This window comes from Candidatus Hecatella orcuttiae (assembly GCF_002009985.1).
Classification (GTDB): Archaea; Thermoproteota; Bathyarchaeia; order Hecatellales; family Hecatellaceae; genus Hecatella; species Hecatella orcuttiae.
Genome location: NZ_MTLX02000005.1, coordinates 206,666 through 230,765, shown reverse-complemented (window position 1 = coordinate 230,765; position 24,100 = coordinate 206,666). Strand labels below are relative to the sequence as shown.

Here is a 24,100-nt window from a genome sequence, read left to right as displayed (position 1 = left end):
ACCTTCTCTTTGGTCAGTTGCTTCGAGACCAAGCCCTCTTTTACGGCCTGAAAGACTGCCTCCAGTGACACGTCCCTCAAACCGCTTACGTAGTCGACCTAACCAAAGGCCGCCATCATGGCCGCGGCTAAGACGCCCGGCTCCAAGCGTGGGGGGCCGTTCAACAGCTACCTAGTGGGTTTGTACGAGGATAAGAATTTGAGGCCCCTCTCCAAGGTTTCCAGCGGCTTGGAGAGGAAGGTGAGAGAGATCATCACAAAGTTGATTCCTCTGCTGAAGACCGGCGAAGACCGCGAATACGTCTACATCCAGCCCAAGATAGTGGTGGAGGTCGCCTACCACAGCCGAGTCAAAGACGGCCTTAGAGAACCCCGACTAGTCAAGGTTAGGTTCGACAAACCCCCGGAAGAATGCACCACCAACCAGCTCCCAAATCCCTAAAACCCCACCCAGTACCGCAGGGCCTCCGGTTCTGGCCTTTATAGCCCTCTTCGCCGCCACCTTACTGGGCTTTTTCTTTCAGACATTGGAGGACGTATTCCTCGAAGGCCTTCTGCCGGGCCAGTTCTTCTTTGAGGGCGGATACTTCGGCTTTCAGGGTTTGGAGGTCCCCCGGCGTCTTCCTGTCATGGTCGAGGGCGGCTTGGAGGTCCAGGGCCAGGCCGCAGCGGTGGCAGAACCGGGCCAGCGGCGAGTTTCTGGCGTGGCAGCGGCTGCACTCCTGGGGCGGCTGCTGGCGGCCGGCTTCGCCTTCGGGAACCTGGAAGCCGTGGGCCCTGAGCAGGGCTGGGTCGATGTCTCGGCCTGAGAGGTGGACGTAGCGGCGGGGCTGGCGGCTGCCCTTCACCCAGCCGAAGTATTCGTCCATCTGCTCCTCGGTGAGGATGTTGGCGTACTTGGTGGCCCGGCGGTGGCGGAAGTCGTACATGCGCAGCCTCCGCCTGAGGCGGGCTTTTTCGCACAGCCGCTTGAGGAGGGCGTTGGCGCCGACGTAGTCCAGGGGCCCGCCGTACCCGCCGTTCTGCCGCCTCTTCAGCCACAGGGGCGCCTCAGGCCTGCCCTTCATGGGGTGGTGGCTGACCCAGTTGGCCAGGGCTGGGGCGCTCTGGATGACCCGCACCCGCCGTTGGCCGGTTTTCCCGTCCACCAAGACCACCGCCCCGTACTCGTCGAAGACCACGTGGCGGAGGCGCAGCGTCAGCAGCTCCGCGGGGCGGCCTCCGAAGTCGTCCAGCAGCTCGACGAAGGCTCGGTCTCGGAGGTCTCCTCCCGCCGCCTCGGCCAGGGCGCGGACCTCTTCGTCGGTGGGCAGGTCTTCGGGAAGCCGGTTGCCGCCGTAGCCGGACCTGATTTTTATCCAGCGGACCTCCGGCGGGTAGCCTGCCTCCTCGTCGTCGCCGTGCCTCAGCCAACGGTAGAACCTCTTGATGACGGCCTTGTAGGACTCCTTGGTTTCGCCGGTGTAGCCGTTGCGGTCGAGCTGGGCTACGACCCTCCTCAGGTCCTCTCTGGCGGCCTCCTCGAAGGGTTTGCCCAGCATCTTGGCGACCTGGGGCAGGGTCTGGAGGTACTTCAGCCGCCTGGGCTTGCTGAGGCCTCCGCCCTGCAGCCAGCGGTCGAACTCGAGGATGGCCCTCTTGTGGGCGGGGAGCAGGTCTGGGCGGCGGTGGATGTTGGCGTAGTACCTCTCCAGCCGCCGGTCGTAGTCGTAGACATCGAGTCTGCTCGGCTTCAAGGCCCTAATAGAAGATCGGACATGTTTGGGATTTAAACTAAATGTTTGGCGCCCTGGCCGGGATTTGAACCCGGGTCGTACGGGCGATTCGGCTCCGGAAAGCCACGGAACAGCCGCACATACTAGACCGGACTCTACCAGCCGGATACGGCGTATCCCTAGCCGCATCACGGCTGCCTATACTACCAGGGCGTCATCCTTAGAAGTTAAAGCGGCAACATATAATTTTTACTGGGAAAAAGCCTTGCCTTGGGTTTTGTTATGGAAAGGTTTATATGGTTGGATAATCCAACCATAAATATGAAAATCCTAAGATTGAGAGGGCATAAACCCGAATATTTTGTGGCCTTGGACCTCTGGGAGGTTGATTCGCTCCTTAGGGTTCTGCCTCAAGACTCGGCGCTCAGGAAGCGGATGGCGAGTGCAGGGGTTTGCGTCGTTCTGATGGAAAAACTGGTGGGCTCCCCTTCGCCTGCCTGAAGGCTAAAAGCTTATAAGTTTACCGGCTGTTTGCTGATCTTGTCCCGCGGTAGCTCAGCCTGGAAGAGCTTCCGATCTTCACGGCGAAAGCCTTGAAGAGGAGATGCTGTAGGGTTTATCCTCTGGATAGGCCTGCCAGCCTTTCAGGCGCACAGAAACCGGAGTGTCGTCGGGGAGGCGAAGGACGACCCTTCACCTCGGCGAGTTCAAATTGGGAGCCACCCATGAAAATCCGACCCGCGGGACCACCATTTTTACGTCTTTCCGAGAAAAGGAGTTCCAAGCGCGGAAGGGCCAGCGTCAGTTTTCTATGTTGGAAATTCATACGATGAACATTTAGAAAAAGAGGGCTAAACATGCTGTGAAAAAGGCTTAAAATGGACTTTTTCTAGGGGATTTGTCTTTTTTATGAAGTATGAATGTACATCGTACAAAAGATTTATATACGATGTATGCGAACAAATAGGCGGGTGTCGGCTTACGGTCAAATTACGATTTAAAGTCAAGGGAGTCTTCTTCGAATGCGTCGGAACACCGCCCGAGATAAACGAGGTTATAAAGAGGCTGGTGGGGGGAAAGTATCTGGTGGAGAGTCTTCCAAGCGGAGGCCCCCCGTCACCACCTGAAGCCGAGCCTTCGGAAGAAATCGATTTGAAGGAGAAGATCCCCCAGCAGAAAAACCTGATCCTCTACATAACCTCCAAGCCTAATTTTGAGCACAATATCTTCGAGATTCAAGAGCGTTTTTTCGGTCAGAGGTTTGATTCTCGGGGAAGCCAAGCTAAAAAATACAACGCCCTCTACCGGCGTTTGGTAAGGGCGAGGGAGAAAATCGAAGAAGAGTACGGAGGAAGGTTTGAAAGCCGCTGGGTAAGGGGAGAAGGCGGCGAACTCTACAAGAGCTTCCGATTCGTCAGGGAGGTGGAAACCTCCAAAACAGCATCCTCACAGAGGCTGGGGAAAGAGGGAAATCCCAGCTCAGGAGTACCTTTCCTCCCCGAGAAAACACTCCCCCTCAGCTCCGAGAAAACTTCCCGAGAGGTTAGGTCTGCGGTATGACATTCGAAACCTCAGCCATCTGGGCTTCCTTTGAAGGGGGTGATCTTTTGTGAAGGGGGTGAAGGGTCAGACTGAGTTGCTGGTTAGGGAGCGTTGTGTTAAGAGTTTTTTGGATGTCATTGTGGCTTCTGTGCTGGCGGAGAGGCCTTCCTGGGGCTACGACATCATCGCCCAGATCCACGGCAAACTGCACGTCCTCCTCAGCCCCGGCACCGTCTACCCTGTTTTGCACTCCATGGAGGCGCGGGGCCTCGTCAGCCGGCGGAGGGAAGGCCGAAGGGAAACCTTCTATCTAACCGAGCGGGGAGCAAACTGGTTCGCCGAGGTCCTCGAAGCCTCCCGCCGTGAGCACGCCGACTTCCTTCAGAACTACCTCCAAAGAATCCTGGACAAAATATGAAACTGTGAGGAGACGCTTCTAACAGCGATTCAGTTAGGCTGTTCAGTTTTTATTTTCCACTACACGGCAGGAGCTCAGCTTCCAGTTTAGGGGAGAGTCTATTTTTTCAAGGGCTTTTTTCAAATCCATTTCAGGTTCTCTGCTTTCTTCTTGGGGTAGGTTTTCTTCAGAAACGAGAACTACGAAGGCTATGAGCCTCGGCAAATTCTTCACATTCCGTAGTCATTCAGTTAATAAAGGTTGTGAAAAAGAAGAAGATTTAAACATTATTCAGATCGCTTATCTATTCCCGCAATAAGCAGAGCCTCAAGATACAAGGCTGATTTCGATAAAGACCTCGTCTGGAACTTTAATCCGCATGATCCGCTTCATCAATCTTTCATTGGCTTCAACTTCAATGAGGCGTTTGTGAACTCGAAGCTCCCACCTGTCCCAGGTGGCCGTGCCTTCTCCGCAGGGGGTCTTTCTAGTTGGGCATAAGATCCTCTTGGTGGGGAGAGGAATGGGGCCTGAGATCTTTATGCCGATCTTCCCGGAAATATCTTTGATCTCGCGGCATACCCCATCAAGTTTATGGCAGTCGACGCTTGTAAGCCTGATCCTAGCTTTCTGGACCATCGGAGTAACGCCGGTCTTGTAGTTGATTTTAGCCTGCTTGGGTTATTTCTTTGACGATGCCGGCTGCGATGGTGGTGCCCATGTCTCTGATGGCAAACCTGCCTAGTTGCGGTATGTCGGAGTAGACTTCCAAGGCGACGGGTTTAACCGGTGTGAGCCTGACCAGAGCTCCGTCCCCGGTTTTCAGGAAGGCCGGCTTCTCCTCGACGGTTTCCCCGGTTCTGGGGTTGATCTTCCTGATGAGTTCTGTGAACTTACAGGCTATCTGGGCTGTGTGGGCGTGAAGGACAGGTGTGTAGCCTTGGGCTATGGACGTGGGATGGTAAACTACGATGATTTGTCCTATGAATTCTTTGGCTACCTTCGGAGGATTCGACGGATGTCCGCCTACTTCCCCTCTCCTGATGTCGCCTTTAGATATTCCTCGAACGTTAAAGCCGATGTTGTCGCCGGGAAGCGCTTGGGGAATCTTAACATGGTGGGTTTCTATGGTTCTGACCTCTCCCTTCACGTTCGCCGGCATGAACACGATGGTGTCGCCTTCCTTAAGGACACCGGTTTCCACCCTGCCCACGGGAACGGTGCCTACGCCTGTAATGGTGTACACATCCTGCACCGGAATCCTCAACGGCTTATCCACAGGTTTGGGCGGAACCTCGAAGTAGTCGAAGGTCTCCACCAGCGTGGGCCCCTTGTACCAAGGCATCTTATCGCTGAGTTTGTCGAGGTTATCCCCAGTCCAACCTGAAACCGGAACGATGGGGACTTTGGAAACATCGAAGCCCACGGTCTTCAGCAGATACTCCAGCTGCTTTTTGCACTCTTCGAACCTCGTTTGACTCCAGTTAACCGAAGCGTCATCCATTTTGTTCACCGCCACGGTAAGCTGGGTAATGCCTAGGGTTCTGAGAAGGAAGGCGTGCTCCCTAGTCTGGCCTCCTGCTTCCACTCCTACTTCAAACTCTCCCTTCCGGGCGGAGGAAACTAGGAGGGCGCAGTCCGCTTGGCTGGCTCCGGTGATCATGTTCTTGATGAAGTCCCTGTGGCCTGGGGCGTCGATGATGGTGAAGGAGTATTTGTCGGTTTCGAACTTGGTGTAGTATAGGTCGATGGTGACCCCTCGTTCCCGTTCTTCTTTGAGGCGGTCCATGACCCAGGCGAATTTGAAGGTGTCGCCTGCTCCTGTTTTCTGCGATTCTTCAGCGTATTCTTTTATTTCCCTTTCGCTGATTACTCCTTTCAGGTACAGGATGTGACCCATGCAGGTGGATTTCCCATGGTCTACATGTCCAACTATGACCATGTTGAGATGTGGTTTCTCAGGCATGATTACTCCTCCATTTCTCCTTTTTCGTGAGTGCTCTAGACTCCTCCATGCGTATTGCAATCATCTAGTTTTTCCATACATTTATAAAGCTTTTCTTCCAGAGGTCGCCCTCTCCCGTGGGAGAACTCTGTCTTCCAGCCCGGAAAACGTTTAAATCTGGGAGCTATCCCTTCAAAAAGAGAAAAACTCTAAGCGTGGGTGGCAGTTGAGCGAGAAAACAGCGGTACAGGAGGCAAAACTCTTCGGTAAATGGAGCTTCGAAGGCATCAAAGTAGAGGACATGGGCCTCAGCAAATACATTAATTTAAAGCCGGTAACCATCCCCCACTCCAGCGGAAAACACGAGGCTCAACGCTTCAAGAAATCAGAAATCTCCATCGTAGAAAGGCTTGTAAACCACCTAATGCGCCCCGGTAAAAACGCTGGGAAAAAAGCTAGGATAATCCAAGTAGTTAAGAACGCCTTCGAAATCATAGCCCTCAAGACTGGGAGAAATCCCATAGAGATTCTGGTTCGAGCCGTCGAAAACGCAGCCCCCTGCGAGGACACCACCCGGATAAGCTACGGAGGCATCGTCTACCATGTGGCCGTGGACGTGTCCCCTCAGCGGAGGGTAGACCTAGCCCTAAGGTTCTTAGCTGAGGGAGCTAGAAAAGCGGCCATGGGAAACATTCGAACAGTAGATGAATGCTTGGCGGAAGAGCTAATCCTTGCAGCTCAAAAAGACAGCCGCAGCTACGCAGTGGCCAAAAGAAACGAGCAGGAGAGAATAGCCCTAGCTTCCCGGTGAAAGTCTCTCTTAACGAGAGGGTTTCTGCTTTTTGCCGGAAATAAGCTCCTTGAGGGCTACTCCGTTCACCGTCAAAACCTGATAGCGGACTCCCGGCAGGTCTCCGTAGGCTTTACCCCTAGGGCCGCCTATTCCTGTAATTATAACCTCGTCGTGTTCATCGATGAAGTTGAGGGCTCCGTCTCTGGGGAGGAAGGCTGAAACCACATGGCCGTTTTTGATGAGTTGAACTCGAACGCATTTCCTCACAGCGCTGTTGGGCTGGCGGCTTTCAATGCCCACCTTTTCCAGGACGATACCCCGGCCCATTGGGGCTCCTTCTAAAGGGTCGGACTTTATGTCGAGGCCCAGCATCCTCCGTCGGTAAGCTCGGTCGCTCCACCGGGTTTTCTTCCGTTTAAGCCTCAGCTTTCTAGCAGCGAACTCTCCTGGCATTGTAGCACCTTGAAGGCTTTTGGCTGAACCGGTATGATCAAGAACAAATTCTATATAAGCTTGTTTGAAGACGCTGCCTCAAAGCCTCAGCGCGGTTCTTGTTTTTATCACCTTCATAAGGTCACTGCGGGTGATGATGCCTACTATTCGGCCTTCTTTCAAGACAGGCAGCCGGCCTACATCATGGCGGGAAAGCTTGATCATAGCCTCTACAGCCGGCTCGTCAGGCTTAACAGATATAATCCTCTCTGCGGGAGTCATAATGTCCCTGACCGAGAGCCCCCTCCAGCTTTCCTTAGGAAATTTCCGAACATCGTGCACCGTGACCATTCCCTCGAATCTGCCTCCTTGAACCACAGGGAAACCCCCGTGCTTATACCTGTAAAAATACTCTTCCACCACCTTTTCCACTGTTAGGTGAGGTTCCACTGCCACAACCTGAGGGGTCATGACGTTTCCCACAACCACGTCGGAGAGAGCCTGACCTATGATGGTCTGCCTTAAACTGGCTTCAGCTCCGTTTCGCAGAAACCATCCTATGAATATCAGCCACAAGCCGCCTATCCACGCTCCGAAAAGAATGACCAAAAAGCCGGTGAACATCAAGGCGTAGGCGAAGCCCTCTGACACCTTCACTGAAAGCCTCGTCGCAGCCACAAGGTCGTCCTTCCACTTCCAAACCTTAGCGCGGAGAAGACGCCCCCCGTCCAAGGGAAAGGCTGGGATGAGGTTGAAGACCCCCAGCAAAACGTTTATCAGAGCACCGTACTGCAGAGGAGCCACAAGTTCAGGCTTCAGATTCAGTCCAAGGGCCCCATACCACGCCACCCCCAGCAGAGCAGCCAAGCCGAAGCTGGACAGCGGGCCTACGAGAGCCATCTTGAACTCGAAGTCGGGATTGGGCGGCTCCTCCGCGATCTGGGAGACCCCTCCGAAAAGGAAGAGGGTTATCGCTGGGACGGAAAGGCCCTGCCTCTTGGCCACGTAGGAATGGCACAGCTCATGGAACAGAACTGAGGCGAAGAGGATGACGGCGGCCGTTGCCCCTATAACCCAGTAGAGGGCTGGGGACAGCCCGGGGTACTGTCGGGGCATATAACCTTGGGCCAGCGTCCAGGTGACGAGGGTGAAGATTACGAACCAAGTGTAGTGAAGCTTTATCTCCACCCCGATGATTTTCCCCACCCGCAGCGACATTGGGTCTTCCCCACGGTGAAGCTTGTCCTTCAATAGTTTAAAAGCTTAGACTCTCGGGGACGCGGAGGAAAGGCCGGCTCGCAGCGGACGCCTTCCCATCGGCAGAGTTTCTGAATTTTCCCCTCCACCTCCCGCCAATAGGCGCTGCGGGTGGAAAGCAGGCGGGGCACCTGCTCGGCTAAACTCGGCTTCACTTCCTCGAGGAAAACTCTGAGGGATTCCAAAACTCCGGGGTGCAGCCTCAGCCTGTCATAGATGAGGGAGCTCTTGGTGGACGCTGCCGCTTTCACAATGCAGCTGAGGTTGGCTTCGTCGTCGTTGACAAAGGGAATGATGGGGCCTAGGAAAATCCAGGTCTCCACTCCCTCGGATGCTAGGCTTTCGAGGGCTTGAAGCCTAGCCTCAGGGCTCGGTGCCTTGGGCTCAAGGCTTCGGGCTGACTCGTTCACAGCCGTCAGGGTGAAGCCCACGTCGAACCTTCCTTGCCTCAGCAGGTCTAAGTCCCTCAAAACTAGGGGGGACTTGGTTTGAATGGAAACGGGGAACCTGTAGGCGGAGAGAAGCTCCAGACATCGACGGGTGAGCCCTAGGCGGGCTTCTAAGGGCTGGTAAGGGTCGGTGACGGTGCCCACCCCTACTTGGCCTCTGCGTTTTTTCCTTAGGTCTTCTTGAAGTTTCTCCGCCACGTTTTCCTTAACTCTGATGAGGCTTCCCCAACGTTGGGCTAAGGCCTTGTCCCCCAAAAGGCTGGGAGAATAACAGTAAAGGCAGCCATGCTCACAGCCTTGGTAAGGGTTGAGAGCATAGCTTAAACCCGGCAGACCACTCGGGGAGAGGGCCCTTTGGCATAGGGTCCAGACGTATTCAGCGAAGCTCATGGGCTGCTCAGCCTTGGGGTGAAAAATCAGCCAGCTTCCTCTGAAACAGCGCCTGCCGGAGAATGACGCTCCTAGGAAGCCAAGCCTTGAGGGGGACAGACAGGTTTCTCATGGCAAAATCGAGAGCCTCCAGGAAGCTGGCAAATTTATGAGGCTGGGTCTTCAAGGCCTGCCGGACGCTTTCCCTCACATTCCAAACCCCCACGGGGAGAAGGTAACCGTTGCGGATCTCCCGCAGGATCAGAACTTTCGCCTGTCTTCGCTCTCGGCTGAGGGCTTCAGCCGCCGCCAGCCTAGCCGCGTAGTAGCAGCCGCCCACATCAGCGTAGGTTGTTCTCCCCCTGAATCCTTCATAGTCCCCCATCAGCTCCGGCTCCCGGCCTTGAGGGTTCCAAACCGTCCCAGGGAACCAAGCTTCGATCCATTCGAAGCTCCAAGCTTCGGGGAGAAAGATAGCGGTGAAGATGTTGTCCAAGTTTTTGAAGGCGTAAACCCTGTACTCGCCGACGGGCGGATACCGCCGCACCTCTCGGAGCAAGCTGAGGGAAATCGCTTCGTCCACTGCCGTGATGCTCCACCGGGTTGGCACCACCCGCCGTCTACCCTTGTCCCCGAACATGCCCAAACTGAAGCAGCGCTGGATCTTTGAAACAGGAACCCCGTCCCGATAAAGTTGAAGCACAGCCTCCCCCGCCTTTAAATCGTCATCGTAGTAGCATTTCTCCACGACCCTGTCCGCGTGGACGTTTGAAAGCCAGAAAGCCCTGAGAGGCGCAGAGGGCCCGAAGGGTTGAACTTCATCGCTCAGGACGATGGCTCCCTGAGGCTTCTGGGCGAAAAGGGCCTCCGCGTCCACAGGCCTTGCTGCCAAGGCCATTTCCTGAAGTTTCTCGAAGAGGCTGCCTCCCCTGAGAGGCTGGTCTGCGCTGACGGGGAACTTCCCCCTGACTAGGGTGCTTCTGAAGTTTACGATGTCCTCCAGTCCCCTTCCAATCCAAGTTTCAGGAGTGTCCAAGAAAGCCGTATCTCCATGGAAGGGAGGGATGAGAGGGCCTACGTAAACCTTGGGGTAGCCTATTCTCCCCACGAAGACGCTGGGAGGAGTGGACCCTTGAATCTTCTCCGAGTCGATGCTTCTAAGTTGGCCGAGCAGTTTCTCAGCTTTGACGATGAGGGGGCAGCAGCTTTTCCCGCAGAGCATTCTGCCTCCTTTGCAGTGCAAGCATAGGGACCCGTAGCTGGGAACACGGACCTTGAGAAATTCCCCTATCCTCCGTCTTTCCTCTTCAGAATAAGGTAGGTAGGCACTCAGCCAACTTTTCTCTAAAGATACCATCCTACTACAACATTGATAACGCTTCGGAAAAATTTAAGATTAGCCTTTCACGACAGGGTTGCTCAGACGATGACGATGTTGTCTACGCCGAAGTATCTCTTAGCCAGCTGCCTGGTTCGGGCGGCTTTTTCTCCACCTCTGCCTATGGCCATTCCTTTGTCGGCTTCATGAACCTTCACAACCACTATCTTTTTTCCGTCAAGCCTCTCCGTGACTCTTATCTCCTTGATCCTCGCAGGCATGAAGGCGTTTTTTATGAAATCTTGAAGGTTGACGGCGTACTCGACGATTTCAATGTCCCTGCCTGTCACCCTCTTCAAAGTCTTCACTTTGCCGCCGTTTTTACCCACGGCTAAGCCTGCCTCATGCTCCTTGGTGACAAAGATAAGCTTGTTCTGGTGGTTGTCGATGAGGCAGTCTTTGGCGGTGGCACCTGTTATGCTTTCAAAGAGGGCTATGTAGCGCATTTCCTCAGCGGTGAGCTTGATCTTCCCAGACAATTTTTATCTTTCCACCAGCTTGAGAATCTTTGAATCGCCCACTTCCCTGACTGCTAGGACTGAAACCGTGAAGGGTTTACCGCAAGTCAAACCCAAATCCACGCTTGAACCTTGATATTGAAGTATGGGTGTCTGAGAGAGCTTCGCAAGTCTTTCCAGCTGCTCTCTTTTCTCAGCCGGGCAGTTTCCGGCGAAGATGATCATCTTCGCCTTTCCGCTTTTTAACATTTCCAGAGTTTCCTTGAATCCGTAGGTTACTTTCCCCGTCTTGACGAGCATCGCCAGAGCCTTCGTCAAGTCAACCACGGAAGTCATCACCATAAGTCAGCTTTCATGCCTGATTGGATCCTTTGTTCGCCGGCATCATATAAAGGTCTATGGTCCCCGTGCCCACAGGGATCATCTGGCCGCAGATAACGTTCTCCGTCACGCCGCTTAAAGTGTCTTCGTAGCCTCGAACTGAAGCTTGAATGAGGGTTGGGACGGTGATTTCGAAGGCAGCCTTGGCGAGGACGCTGGCTTTCTCCCCGCTTATTCCATGCCTGCCTATCTGCATGATCTCCCCCTCCAAGGTCATGGTGTCAGCCACAAGCATAACATGCCTCACGTCGACATCCAAACCCTGCTCGTCGAGGACGCTTTTGATCTCGTTTATCAGGGCGTTTCTGGCGGCTTCTATGCCCAGCGTCGCCGCTATCTCGTGGATGTTGTTGGTGGTGGTTCGGGTGGTGTCCACGCCTGGAACTTTTAATATTTTCGCCAAGTTCGACCCGTCGGTTTGAATAGTCCACTCGCCCTTGTCAAAGGTCACCAGCGCCCGCCTTATGCCGTGAATTCCTTTGATGTGATAGAAGGAAACTTTGTCCAGAAGCTTCGGCAACTCCTCCACCGTAGCCGGCTTCACCAAGATGGTCATGTCCCCTTCAGACTTGACAGCGCATCCGAGAAGCTTCAAGGCTTCCTTCACATCTTTGGCAGTGAGCCCCCGCTCCTCAAGGCTTGTCCTAGACAGCTTAACCACAACAGCAGCCTTCACATGGTCGATGTAGACACTGGAAGCCACGTTGTTGACTGTGGTGTAAACGATGTCCCGGGCGATCTCCACAGCCTTCTCTCTGTTTTTCCGCAACTCCTTCTTCAGGTAGATGTTCATGATAGGGGTGGAAGGAACCCTCCTCGCGTCCACCAGCTCGATTATTCTAGGAAGCCCGAGGGTGACATTTCTCTCTTTAACCCCTGCGAAGTGGAAGGTCCTCAAAGTCATCTGGGTTCCGGGCTCCCCTATGGACTGGGCGGCGATGATCCCGCTGGATTCCCCGGGTTCGATCTTCGCTTTCTTGTAGCTGTTAACGGTGGTCTCCACAGCGTAATCTACTCCCGCCTTGTTCAACTTAGCCTTAAGAAGGTTTTTCCGCAGCTCCTCCACCAGCAGAGGGGTCAACTCCGACTTAACAGACTCAACTTTGGACTCCACGTATTTTTCGCCAGCAGGCTTTCCCTTCCCATGGGTCAGTTTAATCCTTTCAATAAGCCTTTCGATGTTCACCGCTTTCCCATGGTCGCTCTTCGCAGGGTCGACGCTGTCTTCACCGTAGCTGAACTGGGTCACCTCGCCGGTGGCCATTCGAACTGTTCCGTCATACTCTACCCTTATGTCCTGAAGGGCGTTGATGAGCCTCCGCTGCATGTACCCGCTCTGCTGGGTTCGGACAGCCGTGTCCACCAAGCCTTCTCTTCCTCCCATGGCGTGGAAGAAGAACTCGGAGGGTGAAAGCCCATCCCGGTAAGAGGAGTAGACGAATCCCCGGGCCTCGGGGCTTGGGTCTCCGGGTTTGAAGTGGGTTAGCGCCCGATCCTTGTACCCTCGGATGATCCTCTTCCCTCTAACCGACTGCTGACCTACGCAGGCGGTCATCTGGCCGATGTTCAAGCTGGAACCTCTGGCCCCTGACCGAGTCATCATGCTGCCCCGGTTGTCCATGCCGAAGTATTTGTCAGCCAGCTTCGCAGCGTCATCCCTAGCTTTGGCCAGCTCGTTCATGGCGTAAATTTCGAAGGAATCCTCGAGGCTTTGACCCGGCAGCCGGGTGAGGGTGCCCTTTCTAAACTGCTCCGTCAGCTCGTCTATGCGCTTTTTGGCTTCCCTAGCCCTAGCCGCTATCTTTTCTCTGACCTCCTCGGAGATGTCCAACTCGTCGAGAGAGTAGGAGAAGCCTTCGATGGCAATATAGGTGTTCACCATCCTGCAAAGGGCGTTGAGAAAGTCCTTGGCAGCCTCTGAGCCGTATTCCTTCACAACCCTGTGAAGAATGCTCTCCGACTTTTCAGCCCCCACAGCATTCCTGTCAATGACGCCCATGAGCAGCCTTCCGTTCTTCACCACCACATAGGCGTCGTTCTTGCAATCCTCCTCATCGCATTCAGGGCAGTTCTGGCAGATGTTAGACTTCATGACGTAGTCCAGTTCCTTGGGGAGAAGGAGACTGAAGATATCCTTACCAGACCAGAGAGGCTCAGGCTTCGTCACCGCAGGCTCTGGAAGCGGCCCACTGTAGCCTATGGAAGCCAGCAAGCTGCAGACCTCACTCTTTTTGAGGTAAGTGGATTTTCTTGTCAGAAGATAGGCGCCTGTGATAAAGTCCCTTATCGCTCCTATCAGGGGGCCGCCGTAGCGGGGGGAGAGAATCTGATCCTGAACCTGCATGAGGACAAGAGCCTCTGTCACCGCCTCCTCTGTCTGAGGAACATGCAGGTTCATCTCATCCCCGTCAAAGTCCGCGTTGTAAGGCGGGCAGACGCAGAGGTGAAGCCTGAAAGTCTTGTATGGAAGCACCTTGACCCTATGGGCCATCATGGACATCCGGTGGAGGGAGGGCTGTCGGTTGAAGATCACCACGTCGCCGTCCTTGAGATGCCTCTCCACGATGAAGAGAGGCAGCAGGGTTTCGGCTATCTTAGACCGGTCGGCTACAAACTCCAGCCTAATTCTTTTACCATCAGGCCTGATGACGTACAGCGCCCCAGGATAGGTCGACGGGCCGTTGGTGACCAGCTTCCGCATTTCCTCTAAGTTCCATTCTGTGACCACTTCAGGGTAGGTAAGCCTCATGGCAATATCTAAGGGCACTCCCACCTCGTTGATGGCGAGGTTGGGATCCGGCGAAATAACCGTCCTAGCGGAAAAGTCCACCCTCTTCCCCGAGAGGTTGCTTCGGAACCTCCCCTCCTTCCCCTTAAGCCGCTGAGACAGTGTCCTCAACGCCCGGCCGGACCGATGCCGCGCTGGGGGGATACCGGAGGTTTCGTTGTCCAGATAGGTGGTCACATGGTATTGAAGTAAGTCTGAAAGTTCATGGAAGATGAGAGGCGGGGCACCGCCTTCGGAGGCATATTCGTCCAGCCTCCTGTTGATGCGGATGATGTCCACCAGCTTGTGGGTTAGGTCGTCCTCCGACCTGATCCCTGACTCCAGCATGATGGAAGGCCTGGCGCTCACCGGAGGGACGGGGAGAACCTGCAGAATCATCCATTCAGGCCTGAAGGAGGACGGGTCGTAGCCCAGTAGCTTCAGGTCCTCTTCATGGATCAGTTCAAGGCGAGCCCGGATGCTGGAAGGGTCTAAGGGCTTAGGACCCTCTTCGGTATGCTCAAAAAAGTTGGTGGGTTTCGAAAATTCGACGAACATGGGCTTCTTCATGCAGTGGGGGCAGCGGTTACTCTTCCTAGCCTCATGCTTCACAGCCTCGTAGACGTGAACCGGATCGGTTCCGGTCTCCCTCTTAGCATTCTCGATCTTAGCTACGTAGGCTTCAATTTTATCCGGAGGGAGAAGAATTCTTCCGCATTCCCTGCAGAAAACGTTGAGAAGCTCGTGAATGTACTTTATGAAGCCCACGTGGATGACCGGCGTAGCCAGCTCGATGTGGCCGTAGTGGCCGGGGCATCGGGCCGCGGTGTTTCCGCACGTTTTACACCGGGTTCTAGGTTCAAGGGTTCCCAGCCTTTCGTCCATTAGGCCTGAGGCGATGGGCGCGCCGTCTTCGTCGTAGGTGTCAGCTTCCCTGATCTCCACCACGGAGTATTTTCTGATCTCTTGGGGGGATAGAATGCTGAATTTTATCTTCTTGATGGCCTTGGTGGCTTCCTCGAAAACTCCCGCCGCCGACATTTCACGTCCTCTCCTCCAAGATCAGTTTAGGCGCGATGCAAAGGCTCATCAGTTCTTGAAGCAGCAGCTTAAACGCGTAGGATATGGTCACAGCGGAAACAACAGCGTCTTCCCCGCAAATGTTACAGACGTATTTTCGCTGCCGAGCGTCATAGTAGGCGATGTACCCGCATTTCTCGCAGACATATATGGTATACTTGTCAGACTCATCCAGCAGTCTGTTCTTCAGCAGGATGGCAGCCCCGTGGCCTATGAGGCAGTCTCGTTCCATCTCTCCAAACCTCAACCCTCCCCCTCGGGCTCGACCCTCCGTCGGCTGCCGGGTCAGCATCTGAACCTGCCCCCGCGCCCTCGCGTGCATTTTATCCGCGACCATGTGATGGAGTTTCTGGTAGTAGACGATGCCCACGTAGATGTCAGCCCTGAACTTCTCACCGGTCACTCCGTTGTAGAAGGTTTCCCTGCCTCCATGCTGGAAGCCCAACTTCTTCAAATATTGTCTCAGGTCCGAAATCTTCTCGTTGGAGAAAGGCGTCCCGTTTACAGGTCTTCCTAGGATGGCTGCTACCTTACCCGCCATGGCCTCCGCAAACTGGCCTATGGTCATCCGGGAGGGAAACGCGTGGGGGTTGATGATGATGTCGGGAACGATGCCGTCTTCGGTGAAGGGCATATCCTCTTGGGGAACCAGCATTCCGATGACCCCCTTCTGCCCGTGGCGGGAGGCAAACTTGTCGCCAAGCTCAGCCTCCCTGATGTCCCTGACCCTCACCTTGGCTATCTTGTTCCCTTGGGATGTCTCTGTGAGCAGGACAGCGTCCACCACGCCTTTCTCAGAAGGCCTCATGCTGATGGACGTGTCCCTTCGAGTGGGGCCTCTGACCTCGAACTCCTTGTATTCCTCCAAAAACCTGGGAGGACTTGTTCTGCCGACCAGCACGTCGGAGCCGGAGACCTCGGTTTCAACGCTTATCATGCCGTCGGGTTCTAGGAACCTGTAATAATGTTCCCCCCGGAAGCCTATGGTTCCAGGCTCAGGTGTTTCAAACCGGTCTCTTTCACCTCCCAGATACTGCTTGGACTCAGCGTCGTAGATGCGGTAGAACGTGGAGCGGCCCAGCCCTCTTTCCACCGAGGACTTGTTGAAGACCAAAGCGTCCTCCATGTTGTAGCCTTCATAGGAAAGAACGGCTACCACGCAGTTTTGGCCAGAAGGCCTTTTGTCGTATTCTATCATCCGCATGAGGTCAGTTTTAACCAAGGGGACTTGAGGATAGTGGAGGAGGTGAGAACGAGACTCCGTCCGCAGGAAATAGTTAGAAGCGTATATTCCCAAAGCTTGTTTAACCATGGCGGCCTCGTAGGTGTTTCGAGGCGACTGGTTGTGCTCTGGGTAGGGGATGATGGAGGCGCATATGCCCAGTATGGTGTTGGGAGCTATCTCCAGATGCGTATGCTCAGGGGTTAAGTCCTCAGGCTCCATGGCTATGTAGGCGTTTTCCTCCTCCTCAGCGTCCAAGTACTCGATGAGGCCTTTCTCCAGGAAATAGTCCCAGCCTGTCTCACCCTTCCTCAGCTTCTCCAAGTCTTCGGGTGTAACCTTGGCTTTTCCGTCCTCCACGATGATGAGCGGCCTTCTCACCCTCCCTGCATCACAGCAAACATAAACCTCCCGGAGGACTCCGGCTTCGGAGGTATACTCGTAGAGGGCTACGTTGATCTCCCGGCTGATCTCCCCTTTCCTCCGCATTTCTCTGAGCTTTTGAACAAAGCCGACGGGGTCTTCGACATATCCCAGACGGCCGTCCACGAAAACTTTGGCGCCCCTAGACTTCAGCTCTTCATCAGCCTTGGTTGAGTCTACCATCCCCAAGGATTCGAGAATTTCCTTAACTCTCTCCAGCGGCTCCCCTACGGAAATGGAAACTGAGAGGGCTATGTTTTTCACAAGCCCGCAGTTAGACCCTTCAGGGGTCTCGTTGGGGCACAGCCTACCCCAGTGGGTTGAGTGAAGGTCTCGAGCCTCAAAGTTAGGCTGACTTCGGCTTAGAGGTGATTGAAGGCGTCGAAGATGGCTCAGGGTTGAAATGTAATTGGTGCGGTCGAGAAGCTGAGTTATGCCAACCTTTCCCCTCCCCCAGTTTCCAGTGGCCAAGGCATGCTGAATTCTCTCGGTTATGATGCCGGGTCTGACGGCGGCGTTGATGGCGCCCACGGCGCCCACACGGTTCAGGCTGGTCCTCTCCAGCTGGTACTTCATATCCCTGCAGAGATTTCGGAAAGTAACCCTGAACAGGTCGGCGAGCAGCTCCCCAGCCAACCTAAGCCGCTTGTTGGCGTAGTGGTCTTTATCATCCGGTTTCCTCAGCCCCAACCTCAGCTCAATCATTCGGTTGGCTACTTCAGCCAAAAAGTAGGCTTTCTCGATGCGGTTTTCCGGGTTTCTTCCGAGATGGGGGAGAAAGTTTCTGTCGATAACCTGCTCAGCCCTTCGAATCCGGTAATCCTCCGCGTAGCCGAAGGCTATCCTGTTTCCAATGTAGAGGATGGCGTCTCTGGTTTTGATGATACCCTCCGATTTTTCGAAGGAAGGCTCCAGTAGCTCTTGGACTTCCCTTTTCAGGGAGACGGCTTCGACGATGTCCTTGTCCGCCTCAAGTCCTAGGGCCTTCATCAGGACGACGAAGGGTATGTCCACGACGACTCCGGGGATGGAGACGTGCATGGACTTATCCGCCCTCATCTTCACTTCAATTCTCGCCTTGAAGCCGACGGTGGTGGAGAAGATCTTAGCCCTGTAGGTTGCGGTAGTCCCAGTTTCCTCGTAGTCGACGATTATCCTGTTGGGGGCTAGGTCTTCGAGGGCGACAATAACCCTCTCAGAGCCGTTGATGATGAAGTAGCCCCCAGGGTCCTTAGGGTCTTCGCCGATGGAGATAAGCTCATCTTCGCTCATCTCGGAGAGGTGGCATTTTTCCGACTTCACCATGATAGGGAGGTCGCCGATGTAGACGGGGTCTAAGGATACGCTTTTCTTCCCATCCTTTTCTATCCAAACCTCCAAGTATGCGGGCGCTGTATAGGAGAGATTTCGAATCCTCGCCTCTAAGGGGTAGATCTCATGGTCGGAGCCGTCGACCTCAACAATTCTAGGCCTTCGAATCTCAATTTTCCCAAACCTGATCCTGTACCGGTGTTCAGCTTCAATGTCGATGCCGCCAACCTCGTCGATGATCTCCTGAATACCTCGGTTTATGAAGGAGTTGTAGGAGTTTAGATGTTGCTTCACCAGTCCCTCCTGTTTGAGGAAGCCTTCCACCAGCAAGTATCTTTCATTCTGGGAGACAGCCAAAATCCTTCACCTCTCCTTGATGACGTATCTGTAGTATACCGCCGCGCCTGCCGGCCCGCCTTCCCTCAAGATTTTGAGAATGTCCCCATGCTTTGCATTTAAAGCCCTAGCCACAGGGTCTGACTCCTTAATCTTGGGAAGTTGGTAGGGCATGATCTTATAGCGGTCCAGGACCTCGCGGGCTTCCTCCTTGGAGAGGAGAATATGCTTAGGGACGAGTTCGTGGTTGAAGATGTTGAATTCTCCTTCATCTTTTTTAGACATAAATATTAAATCCTCTCCCCAGCCTGCTCTCTAAAAAGTAACCTCTGCCCTATGAGATAGGTCAACAAGCACAGTTAGAAGCCAGCCGCGGCATTAATAAACTTTTATGGCCTCAAACTGAAAGCCTGTGTGGGTAAAGGTAGCATCATTTCCCACTCTTTTTCTGCCCCTCGCAAGGGGGTCATTCAACTGGGCGATTAAGCGGCTTACCCGCAACAAGTTCCAGCCTCAATTCTGACGCCGGAGGGGGGATTCGAACCCCCGGGGGCCCAGAAGGCCCACAGGCTTTCAGGCTTCAGAAGCCTCAGAGGGGGCTCCAGGCCTGCGCCATACCGCTAGGCGACTCCGGCGGGGGAAGTCGAAGGGAAATGATGTTTCCGAGGGTTTTAAGCTTTCCCAGCTCTTAGCCTACCATGCCTTGGGGTAGGTTCCCGGCGGCATGATGACCCTCTCCGTCTTGAAGGCTATCCCCCGGCTGCTTTCCATTATTTGGTCGGTGGAAAGCTGGGCTCTGCCCAAGGCCACCAGCTCCCCTTTGAGGGTGAGGATGGCGGTGAGGCTTTGGGGGGTAATGCCCGAGTCCAGCTTGGAGACCCCGGGCACCGCCAGGTGGGCTCCGTGGCAGAGGGCCTCCACCGCCGAGTCTTTCACGTAGACCTTGGGAAGTAGGGCCACTGAGCTTTCCACAGGCTGGATGACCTCCCTGAGGAGTCTCTCGTCCCCTTCTTCCTTCCAAGCCGCGTAGGCGTCGGCTAGGTCTTGAAGCTTGGTGAGGGTTGCTCCCTCTGTGTAGGGGCCTGCCCGGATTCTCCGCAGTTCCACCATGTGGGCGCCGCAGCCTAGGACCTCCCCGAGGTCGTGGACGATCTTTCTGACGTAGGTTCCAGCTTGGCATCCCAGCTGGAAAAGGAAAGTTCTTCCCTCCGCTTCAAGGACTTGGGCGTAGTAGACGGTTCGAACCCGGACTCTTCGCTTAACCGAGGCCTTGAGGGGGGGCTTCTGGAAGATTTCCCCTAGAAACTCCTTAAAAGCTCTGATGACGTCCTCATAGACCACTTCGCCGTGAAGCTTCATGACGCCGACGTATTCCTTTCCCCCAGCCAAGACGGCTTGGAGAGTTTTGGTAGCCTCCTCCAAGGCGATGGGAAGCACGCCTGTGACACCGGGATTTCCCCGGCGGCATCCGCCTCAAGGGTCCCGCCGTGGCCGGCGTGCTTTACGCCCAAAACCCTCTTCACCCATGCTGTTACCTCATGGCTTGAGGGCCCAGGCGGCTTGTCAAGGTTGACGTAGCCGAAGCGCAGATGCTCCGTCAGCTCCCTCTTTTCCGGGGGTTTTCCGTATTTTTTGTCGGTTGTCGCTTCATCCTTGACTTTGAGCTCCCTAGAAGGCTCCCAAGGTAGGGGGGTTCGCTTCATCCCGCCTTCGCCTCTTCAGGCGCCTCCACGGCCGGCGGGGCTTCAGCCTTCGCCTTTTTTCTGGAGGGCTTCTTTCTCTTTTTGGGAGCTGCTTCTTCCACGGTTTTCTTCAAAAGCTTCATGACGGTTTCGTCGTCAGCCCCTCTTTTCAGGGGGATCTTCTGCTCCGTTGGCTCTAAGTGGTCGATGTTGGCTCTTCTTCTGCGAACGCCTGTTAGGTCTTTAGGTCCTGTTACGAGGACGAAGTTTTTGTCGATGATGTCCACTACCACGCATTGTTTTCCCGCTTCTCTTCCGGTTTTTTTGATGCATACTCTTCCTACTTCCAGCAGAGACAATGCCATCCGCCTCCTTCAACTTGAATTTCAAGTACTCCTTTATTATGCTGCTTAATAATTTAAGGCTGGACTTGAGGGGGAAAAGCTCCGTGTTCAAAACAATGTCGTAGACGGTTAGGTCTTCAAGGTCTATGCCGTAAAACTTCTTGTAGCGCGCCCTTTCAACACGCTCTCTCTCTAAGGTTGATTTTCTAGCTTGCTCCACGGTTTCTCCATCCCTTCGAGCGATACGTTTGAACCTCGCTTCGTCGGAAGCGTAGAGGTAGACCTTAACCCAAGCGTTTTCCCCAGCCATCCAAGCTGAAAGAAGACCGTCGACGACGACCCCCCCTTTTTCAGCCTCCTTCTTGATCTCCGCATCCACAAGGCTGTCGATCTTCCTGCTCTTCACAGCTTGGAAGGTCAAGTCTCGAAGGCTCAGCCCCTTCTCTTCAGCCAGCCGCCGAAACAGTCTTCCGGCTGAGACGTGCCTCAGCCCAAGGTCTTTGGATAAAGCTTCGGCGTAGGTGCTCTTTCCCGTTCCGTGAAGGCCGCTGATGGTGATGACCGCTTTACTCGCTGAAAGTCTTTCCACCATCTTTCAACCCAGCTTCTCCTAGGGATTAAATCCTGATTGTTTCTCCACCTACATAAACACAGCCCAAGCCCACATGGCTGGAAAGGCTTCGGCTGAAGGGAAAAATAAATCAGGCATGTTGTCGATACTGTACTCCAACATAGGAGGATGAAACAGGTTGGCCAAAGCAGCATTAATAGTCATCGACATGTTGAACGACTTCGTCAAGGGCGCTCTGAAATGCCCACGGGCTCAGAGGATCATCCCGCAGATCAGGAAACTGATAAGGGCTGCGAGGAAAAAAGGCGTCAAAGTCATCTACGCCAACGACGCCCACCTCCCTGCTGTGGACGCGGAGTTCGACGTGTGGGGCGCTCACGCTGTCAAGGGAACCAAGGGAGCGGAGGTCATCGACGAGCTCAAACCGCAAAAGGGAGATTTCGTCATCGAAAAGAGAAGGTACAGCGGCTTCTTCGAAACCGACTTGGACATTTTGCTGAGGGAGCTGAAGGTGGACAGAGTCATCCTGACGGGGTTGCATACCAACTGCTGCGTGAAACACACAGCCGCCGACGCCATGTTCCGAGGCTACAAGATAATAATACCAGAAGATGGGGTGGAGGCCTTCAGTGAAGAAGACCATAGATCGGGGTTGGAGTATCTGAAAAAATTCTATAAAGCCTCGGTGATGTCCACGCGGGAAGTCCTCGAAGAAATGGGGTGAAACCTCAGCTTTTTCCCCGTTCAAAGGCGTCCAAGGCCTTCGCCATTTTTCTCCTAAACTCTTCAGCTTCGTTTTTGATTTCCTCAGCAGCCTCCGACAAGGCTTCCACCGGCTCTAGGTTTCCGGTGGTTTTGAGGTAGAAAACAGCTGCGTCCACAAGTCGGTGGGGGATCCTATACCCTGCGAACTCGACGCGTTTATTTTTGAGGAGGGTTTTCTGAAGCAGGTTGAGCAGAGTGTGGGTTTCTCCTTGAAGCTCAAACTCCAACTCGTTCTTTCCTTTTTTAGAGATAAGCACGTTCATGGCTGTTTCGCCTGAGCTAAAGCTCCCCGTATTTTTCACTTATTTTTCTCTTCTCCACAGCCCTACACTGCGGGCAGATCAGCTGTTTTCGGTTGAGGAGCAAAGGCTTTCCACATCGGCTGCAGGAAGCCTGAATGACCCCCAACTCTCTTCCCACCGTGGTCAACTGGAAAGGCTGGTTTTCATCCCCCACCACCTGAGCGCGCACTAAGTCCCCCGGCTTGAAGGCGTCGTAGATCGACCTCAGAAAGCCTTGGGTTGCTAGGGACACGTGGACGATGGCGGTGAAGGGCTTCTTAAGCTCGCTTCTACCCACCTTAAACAGGCGGAGGGTCGCCATCTTGTCTTGGACTTGTTGAACCTCTCCCACCACGATGTTGCCTTTTCTGGGCACCGGCGGAGTTCGAGTTCTCTGGAAGACATTGACCTCCCTTTTATCCCTATCCACCATGATGTGCCCTGTGATCTGAGAGTAGATGGCTCCTCGATGCTCGTAGGTGCCTCTCCCAGGCTTGAATTCTTCGATGGACCCGATCTTGTCGCCGGGAGTTACAAATTTTCCAGACCTTTTCAGGTAGGCTGCCGTCCTTCATCCCTCACGATTCTGTAAACGTTAACCTTAACCTCGTATTCAGGTTTTCTGTGGAAGCCGAATTGACGCGGTATGGTCAGCTTCGACTCAAAAACCGCGGTAACCCGGCCGCCTAGGCTTCTCGCCACCCTATCCAAGTAGCTCCTAGCCTTTTCACTGCTTTTATGTATGCTATAGACCGTGGAGGCTAGGGATAAAGCTTTCCTCAGAAAACCTACATCAGCCCCCCTCCGCCACACCCCGAAGGGGGGATTCTGCAAGGCTGTGTGAAAAGCCCCCCTCAAGAGCTCTATGGAGCCCACCACCCATTCAACCTCCAAGCCGAATCTTTCCGCGTTTTCCTTCGCCGCCTCCACCGCCGCCTTGTCCACATCCACGGCTACCACGGTTTCCGCCCCCAGGTAGGCTGCCCCGAGGGAGAGAATTCCGCTTCCGCAGCCTAGGTCGCAGACGGTTTTGCCGACGATGTCGTCGAAGGTGTATGCTGCCGTGTAGAGCAGAGCAGCCGCCAAGGGAGCCGGTGTGGTATATTGCTCCAGGGAAAGTTTGGGGGCTGGGTGGGGCTTAACTTGGGAAAGGAAACGTTCCAGCTGCTTCCTTTTCACCAAGAACCTAGGCTTCTCCATGGTTTCTCAGCAGTTTGGAGACTTCCTCCGGTGTGACCAGAGGTTTTCTGAAGCGGAAGCCGTCGTCGAACCCTATTCGAGGGCAAGCGGTGTTCACAAAGGCCTCCACATCTGGGAAGTTGTCTAAAACTTCGGGGGTGACTTCCCTCACGCAGAGGAGAACCGCCTTTTTCCCCAGCTTTTCCAGTTTCTCCTTCAAGGCTTCGGCTTGCGGGACGTTTCGCTGCCCGGGCTTGAGCCCTACCAGTATCCCCAGTTTCTCCGCCTCCAGAAGCTTGGCGACAGCTGCCTGCCTTTGCTTCATGAGCTTCGCCCCCATCTTCGAAACCTCCATCACCCGGTCTAGGTAGGGGTCTAACACCACCACAGGCTTCCCGGTGGAGATGAAAATCCCCAAGGGATGGAAGAGGCCTCCTCCCAAGTAGAGAAAAGCATCCACCGCAGACCGGATCTTCTGAGCCGTGGTGTAGTCGCAGCCCAAAATCTGTCCACCGTAGGCTACTCGGCCGGCTGCAGGGCCTATTTCGGCGCCTATTCCTCGGGCGGCGAGAATTTCTTTCAGTCTTCCCAAGGCTTGAACATGCTGAACGGCAGCCGTTAAACCCAGCTTCCTGTAGCCCTCCACCAAGGGGAGAGCCTTCTCCACCAACGCCTCCAAGTCGGCTTCCCCCTCCACCGCCAGATACACCGTTTCCACTCCCCCCTCCGTGGGCATGGGGCTGTGGCCGTAGTGGATCAGGAGGTCTATCTTCAACCTCTCCGCCTCCTCCCAAGCGGTGTCGCAGGCTCCATAGCAGGGGTCGGCGGAAACATAAACCAACGCCCCTGTCCTCCGGGTGATTTCCTCAGCCAGTTTAAACCCGTGGGGCTTAAGGCCGTCGGGTAGCTGAAGGAGCACCCTTTGAGCTCCCTTTTGCAGGATAATTTTCACAGCTTCCTCAGCCGTAATCCTAAAGCTCATGGCAACCAGCATTCAAAACTCTAACCGATTACTCCCGCTTCA

25 protein-coding genes, 3 tRNA genes and 1 pseudogene are annotated in these 24,100 nt (G+C 54.5%); 7 read left to right on the top strand and 22 right to left on the bottom strand.

Annotated elements, in window-relative coordinates:
* Positions 1–117: 117 nt before the first annotated feature.
* The gene (locus tag BWM17_RS04095) at positions 118–441 is read left to right on the top strand and encodes a hypothetical protein (protein ID WP_309492658.1); all 324 of its coding nucleotides are present in this window, start codon (positions 118–120) and stop codon (positions 439–441) included.
* A gap of 61 nt (positions 442–502) precedes the next feature.
* Here the strand turns inward: BWM17_RS04095 and BWM17_RS04090 are convergent, their stop codons facing one another.
* Together BWM17_RS04090 and BWM17_RS04085 are read right to left on the bottom strand one after the other, a co-directional pair.
* Complete coding sequence (locus tag BWM17_RS04090; protein WP_309492657.1) at positions 503–1,540, bottom strand: site-specific integrase; 1,038 nt, start codon at positions 1,538–1,540, stop codon at positions 503–505.
* 241 nt (positions 1,541–1,781) lie between these two features.
* A tRNA-Asp gene (locus BWM17_RS04085) sits at positions 1,782–1,927 on the bottom strand.
* Positions 1,928–2,035: 108 nt separating this feature from the next.
* Here BWM17_RS04085 and BWM17_RS04080 point away from each other — a divergent pair.
* The 4 genes from BWM17_RS04080 (at position 2,036) to BWM17_RS04065 (ending at position 3,674) form a co-directional block, all read left to right on the top strand.
* Positions 2,036–2,215: a hypothetical protein gene (locus tag BWM17_RS04080; RefSeq protein ID WP_309492656.1), complete on the top strand. Its 180-nt coding sequence runs from the start codon at positions 2,036–2,038 to the stop codon at positions 2,213–2,215.
* A gap of 43 nt (positions 2,216–2,258) precedes the next feature.
* Positions 2,259–2,463 (top strand) — tRNA-Tyr (locus BWM17_RS04075).
* A gap of 160 nt (positions 2,464–2,623) precedes the next feature.
* Complete coding sequence (locus BWM17_RS04070; protein ID WP_309492655.1) at positions 2,624–3,274, top strand: hypothetical protein; 651 nt, start codon at positions 2,624–2,626, stop codon at positions 3,272–3,274.
* Positions 3,275–3,323: 49 nt separating this feature from the next.
* Positions 3,324–3,674: a PadR family transcriptional regulator gene (locus BWM17_RS04065; RefSeq protein ID WP_309492654.1), complete on the top strand. Its 351-nt coding sequence runs from the start codon at positions 3,324–3,326 to the stop codon at positions 3,672–3,674.
* A 42-nt stretch (positions 3,675–3,716) separates the two neighbouring features.
* Here the strand turns inward: BWM17_RS04065 and BWM17_RS04060 are convergent, their stop codons facing one another.
* The 3 genes from BWM17_RS04060 to tuf form a co-directional block, all read right to left on the bottom strand.
* Positions 3,717–3,878, bottom strand: a complete 162-nt coding sequence (locus BWM17_RS04060; RefSeq protein WP_309492653.1) for a hypothetical protein — start codon at positions 3,876–3,878, stop codon at positions 3,717–3,719.
* A 102-nt stretch (positions 3,879–3,980) separates the two neighbouring features.
* The gene (rpsJ, locus tag BWM17_RS04055; RefSeq protein ID WP_309492652.1) at positions 3,981–4,292 is read right to left on the bottom strand and encodes a 30S ribosomal protein S10; all 312 of its coding nucleotides are present in this window, start codon (positions 4,290–4,292) and stop codon (positions 3,981–3,983) included.
* Positions 4,293–4,320: 28 nt separating this feature from the next.
* The gene (tuf, locus tag BWM17_RS04050; protein ID WP_309492651.1) at positions 4,321–5,619 is read right to left on the bottom strand and encodes a translation elongation factor EF-1 subunit alpha; all 1,299 of its coding nucleotides are present in this window, start codon (positions 5,617–5,619) and stop codon (positions 4,321–4,323) included.
* Positions 5,620–5,824: 205 nt separating this feature from the next.
* Between tuf and BWM17_RS04045 the strand changes: the two genes are divergently transcribed.
* Positions 5,825–6,409, top strand: a complete 585-nt coding sequence (locus BWM17_RS04045; RefSeq protein ID WP_309492650.1) for a 30S ribosomal protein S7 — start codon at positions 5,825–5,827, stop codon at positions 6,407–6,409.
* A 9-nt stretch (positions 6,410–6,418) separates the two neighbouring features.
* On the opposite strand, the gene BWM17_RS04040 is transcribed toward BWM17_RS04045, so the two are convergent.
* The 13 genes and pseudogenes from BWM17_RS04040 to cmk form a co-directional block, all read right to left on the bottom strand.
* Positions 6,419–6,844: a 30S ribosomal protein S12 gene (locus BWM17_RS04040; protein ID WP_309492649.1), complete on the bottom strand. Its 426-nt coding sequence runs from the start codon at positions 6,842–6,844 to the stop codon at positions 6,419–6,421.
* 78 nt (positions 6,845–6,922) lie between these two features.
* Positions 6,923–8,074, bottom strand: a complete 1,152-nt coding sequence (locus tag BWM17_RS04035) for a site-2 protease family protein (protein WP_309492647.1) — start codon at positions 8,072–8,074, stop codon at positions 6,923–6,925.
* Entirely contained in the window at positions 8,071–8,919 is an 849-nt protein-coding gene (locus tag BWM17_RS04030) for an SPL family radical SAM protein (protein ID WP_309492646.1), read from the bottom strand. The genes BWM17_RS04035 and BWM17_RS04030 overlap by 4 nt, the downstream gene beginning before the upstream one ends.
* A 7-nt stretch (positions 8,920–8,926) precedes the next feature.
* The gene (locus BWM17_RS04025) at positions 8,927–10,255 is read right to left on the bottom strand and encodes an Nre family DNA repair protein (RefSeq protein ID WP_309492645.1); all 1,329 of its coding nucleotides are present in this window, start codon (positions 10,253–10,255) and stop codon (positions 8,927–8,929) included.
* 62 nt (positions 10,256–10,317) lie between these two features.
* Entirely contained in the window at positions 10,318–10,755 is a 438-nt protein-coding gene (locus BWM17_RS04020) for a NusA-like transcription termination signal-binding factor (RefSeq protein WP_309492643.1), read from the bottom strand.
* A 3-nt stretch (positions 10,756–10,758) separates the two neighbouring features.
* Positions 10,759–11,070 carry a 50S ribosomal protein L30e gene (locus tag BWM17_RS04015; RefSeq protein ID WP_309492642.1) on the bottom strand — a complete coding sequence of 104 codons (312 nt, stop codon included), beginning with the start codon at positions 11,068–11,070 and terminating at the stop codon, positions 10,759–10,761.
* 16 nt (positions 11,071–11,086) lie between these two features.
* Entirely contained in the window at positions 11,087–14,923 is a 3,837-nt protein-coding gene (locus BWM17_RS04010) for a DNA-directed RNA polymerase subunit A' (RefSeq protein ID WP_309492641.1), read from the bottom strand.
* 1 nt (position 14,924) lies between these two features.
* Positions 14,925–18,275: a DNA-directed RNA polymerase subunit B gene (locus tag BWM17_RS04005; protein ID WP_309492639.1), complete on the bottom strand. Its 3,351-nt coding sequence runs from the start codon at positions 18,273–18,275 to the stop codon at positions 14,925–14,927.
* 6 nt (positions 18,276–18,281) lie between these two features.
* Entirely contained in the window at positions 18,282–18,539 is a 258-nt protein-coding gene (locus tag BWM17_RS04000; RefSeq protein WP_309492637.1) for a DNA-directed RNA polymerase subunit H, read from the bottom strand.
* Between the two features lie 238 nt (positions 18,540–18,777).
* Positions 18,778–18,889: transfer RNA gene (locus BWM17_RS03995), tRNA-Ser, on the bottom strand.
* Positions 18,890–18,947: 58 nt separating this feature from the next.
* Positions 18,948–19,957, bottom strand: a pseudogene (locus BWM17_RS03990) (RNA-guided pseudouridylation complex pseudouridine synthase subunit Cbf5).
* Positions 19,954–20,295, bottom strand: coding sequence for a 50S ribosomal protein L14e (locus tag BWM17_RS03980; RefSeq protein WP_342766491.1), 342 nt, complete (start codon positions 20,293–20,295; stop codon positions 19,954–19,956). Before BWM17_RS03980 ends, BWM17_RS03990 begins: the two are co-directional and overlap by 4 nt.
* The gene (cmk, locus tag BWM17_RS03975) at positions 20,180–20,869 is read right to left on the bottom strand and encodes a (d)CMP kinase (protein WP_309492633.1); all 690 of its coding nucleotides are present in this window, start codon (positions 20,867–20,869) and stop codon (positions 20,180–20,182) included. Before cmk ends, BWM17_RS03980 begins: the two co-directional genes overlap by 116 nt.
* Positions 20,870–21,029: 160 nt before the next feature.
* Between cmk and BWM17_RS03970 the strand changes: the two genes are divergently transcribed.
* Complete coding sequence (locus BWM17_RS03970; RefSeq protein WP_309492632.1) at positions 21,030–21,575, top strand: isochorismatase family cysteine hydrolase; 546 nt, start codon at positions 21,030–21,032, stop codon at positions 21,573–21,575.
* Positions 21,576–21,579: 4 nt separating this feature from the next.
* Here BWM17_RS03970 and BWM17_RS03965 read toward each other — a convergent pair whose 3' ends face one another.
* From BWM17_RS03965 to dph2, 4 genes are read right to left on the bottom strand one after another with little or no spacing between them, the layout of a single operon-like run.
* Positions 21,580–21,879: a DNA-directed RNA polymerase subunit L gene (locus BWM17_RS03965; RefSeq protein ID WP_309492631.1), complete on the bottom strand. Its 300-nt coding sequence runs from the start codon at positions 21,877–21,879 to the stop codon at positions 21,580–21,582.
* 16 nt (positions 21,880–21,895) lie between these two features.
* Positions 21,896–22,453, bottom strand: coding sequence for an exosome complex RNA-binding protein Csl4 (locus tag BWM17_RS03960; protein WP_309493720.1), 558 nt, complete (start codon positions 22,451–22,453; stop codon positions 21,896–21,898).
* Positions 22,450–23,097 carry an METTL5 family protein gene (locus BWM17_RS03955; RefSeq protein WP_309492630.1) on the bottom strand — a complete coding sequence of 216 codons (648 nt, stop codon included), beginning with the start codon at positions 23,095–23,097 and terminating at the stop codon, positions 22,450–22,452. The genes BWM17_RS03960 and BWM17_RS03955 overlap by 4 nt, the downstream gene beginning before the upstream one ends.
* On the bottom strand, positions 23,084–24,070 hold the full coding sequence (gene dph2 / locus BWM17_RS03950; RefSeq protein ID WP_309492627.1) for a diphthamide biosynthesis enzyme Dph2: 987 nt from the start codon (positions 24,068–24,070) through the stop codon (positions 23,084–23,086). The genes BWM17_RS03955 and dph2 overlap by 14 nt, the downstream gene beginning before the upstream one ends.
* Positions 24,071–24,100 lie beyond the last annotated feature (30 nt).

Bases quoted from the DNA above. Each gene is read 5' to 3' on its own strand.
- BWM17_RS04095 (WP_309492658.1), top strand. From the start codon at position 118: ATGGCCGCGGCTAAGACGCCCGGCTCCAAGCGTGGGGGGCCGTTCAAC.
- BWM17_RS04090 (WP_309492657.1), bottom strand. From the start codon at position 1,540: ATGCTGGGCAAACCCTTCGAGGAGGCCGCCAGAGAGGACCTGAGGAGG.
- BWM17_RS04080 (WP_309492656.1), top strand. From the start codon at position 2,036: ATGAAAATCCTAAGATTGAGAGGGCATAAACCCGAATATTTTGTGGCC.
- BWM17_RS04070 (WP_309492655.1), top strand. From the start codon at position 2,624: ATGAAGTATGAATGTACATCGTACAAAAGATTTATATACGATGTATGC.
- rpsJ (WP_309492652.1), bottom strand. From the start codon at position 4,292: ATGGTCCAGAAAGCTAGGATCAGGCTTACAAGCGTCGACTGCCATAAA.
- tuf (WP_309492651.1), bottom strand. From the start codon at position 5,619: ATGCCTGAGAAACCACATCTCAACATGGTCATAGTTGGACATGTAGAC.
- BWM17_RS04040 (WP_309492649.1), bottom strand. From the start codon at position 6,844: ATGCCAGGAGAGTTCGCTGCTAGAAAGCTGAGGCTTAAACGGAAGAAA.
- BWM17_RS04030 (WP_309492646.1), bottom strand. From the start codon at position 8,919: ATGAGCTTCGCTGAATACGTCTGGACCCTATGCCAAAGGGCCCTCTCC.
- BWM17_RS04025 (WP_309492645.1), bottom strand. From the start codon at position 10,255: ATGGTATCTTTAGAGAAAAGTTGGCTGAGTGCCTACCTACCTTATTCT.
- BWM17_RS04015 (WP_309492642.1), bottom strand. From the start codon at position 11,070: ATGACTTCCGTGGTTGACTTGACGAAGGCTCTGGCGATGCTCGTCAAG.
- BWM17_RS04010 (WP_309492641.1), bottom strand. From the start codon at position 14,923: ATGTCGGCGGCGGGAGTTTTCGAGGAAGCCACCAAGGCCATCAAGAAG.
- BWM17_RS04000 (WP_309492637.1), bottom strand. From the start codon at position 18,539: ATGTCTAAAAAAGATGAAGGAGAATTCAACATCTTCAACCACGAACTC.
- BWM17_RS03965 (WP_309492631.1), bottom strand. From the start codon at position 21,879: ATGAACGTGCTTATCTCTAAAAAAGGAAAGAACGAGTTGGAGTTTGAG.
- BWM17_RS03955 (WP_309492630.1), bottom strand. From the start codon at position 23,097: ATGGAGAAGCCTAGGTTCTTGGTGAAAAGGAAGCAGCTGGAACGTTTC.
- dph2 (WP_309492627.1), bottom strand. From the start codon at position 24,070: ATGCTGGTTGCCATGAGCTTTAGGATTACGGCTGAGGAAGCTGTGAAA.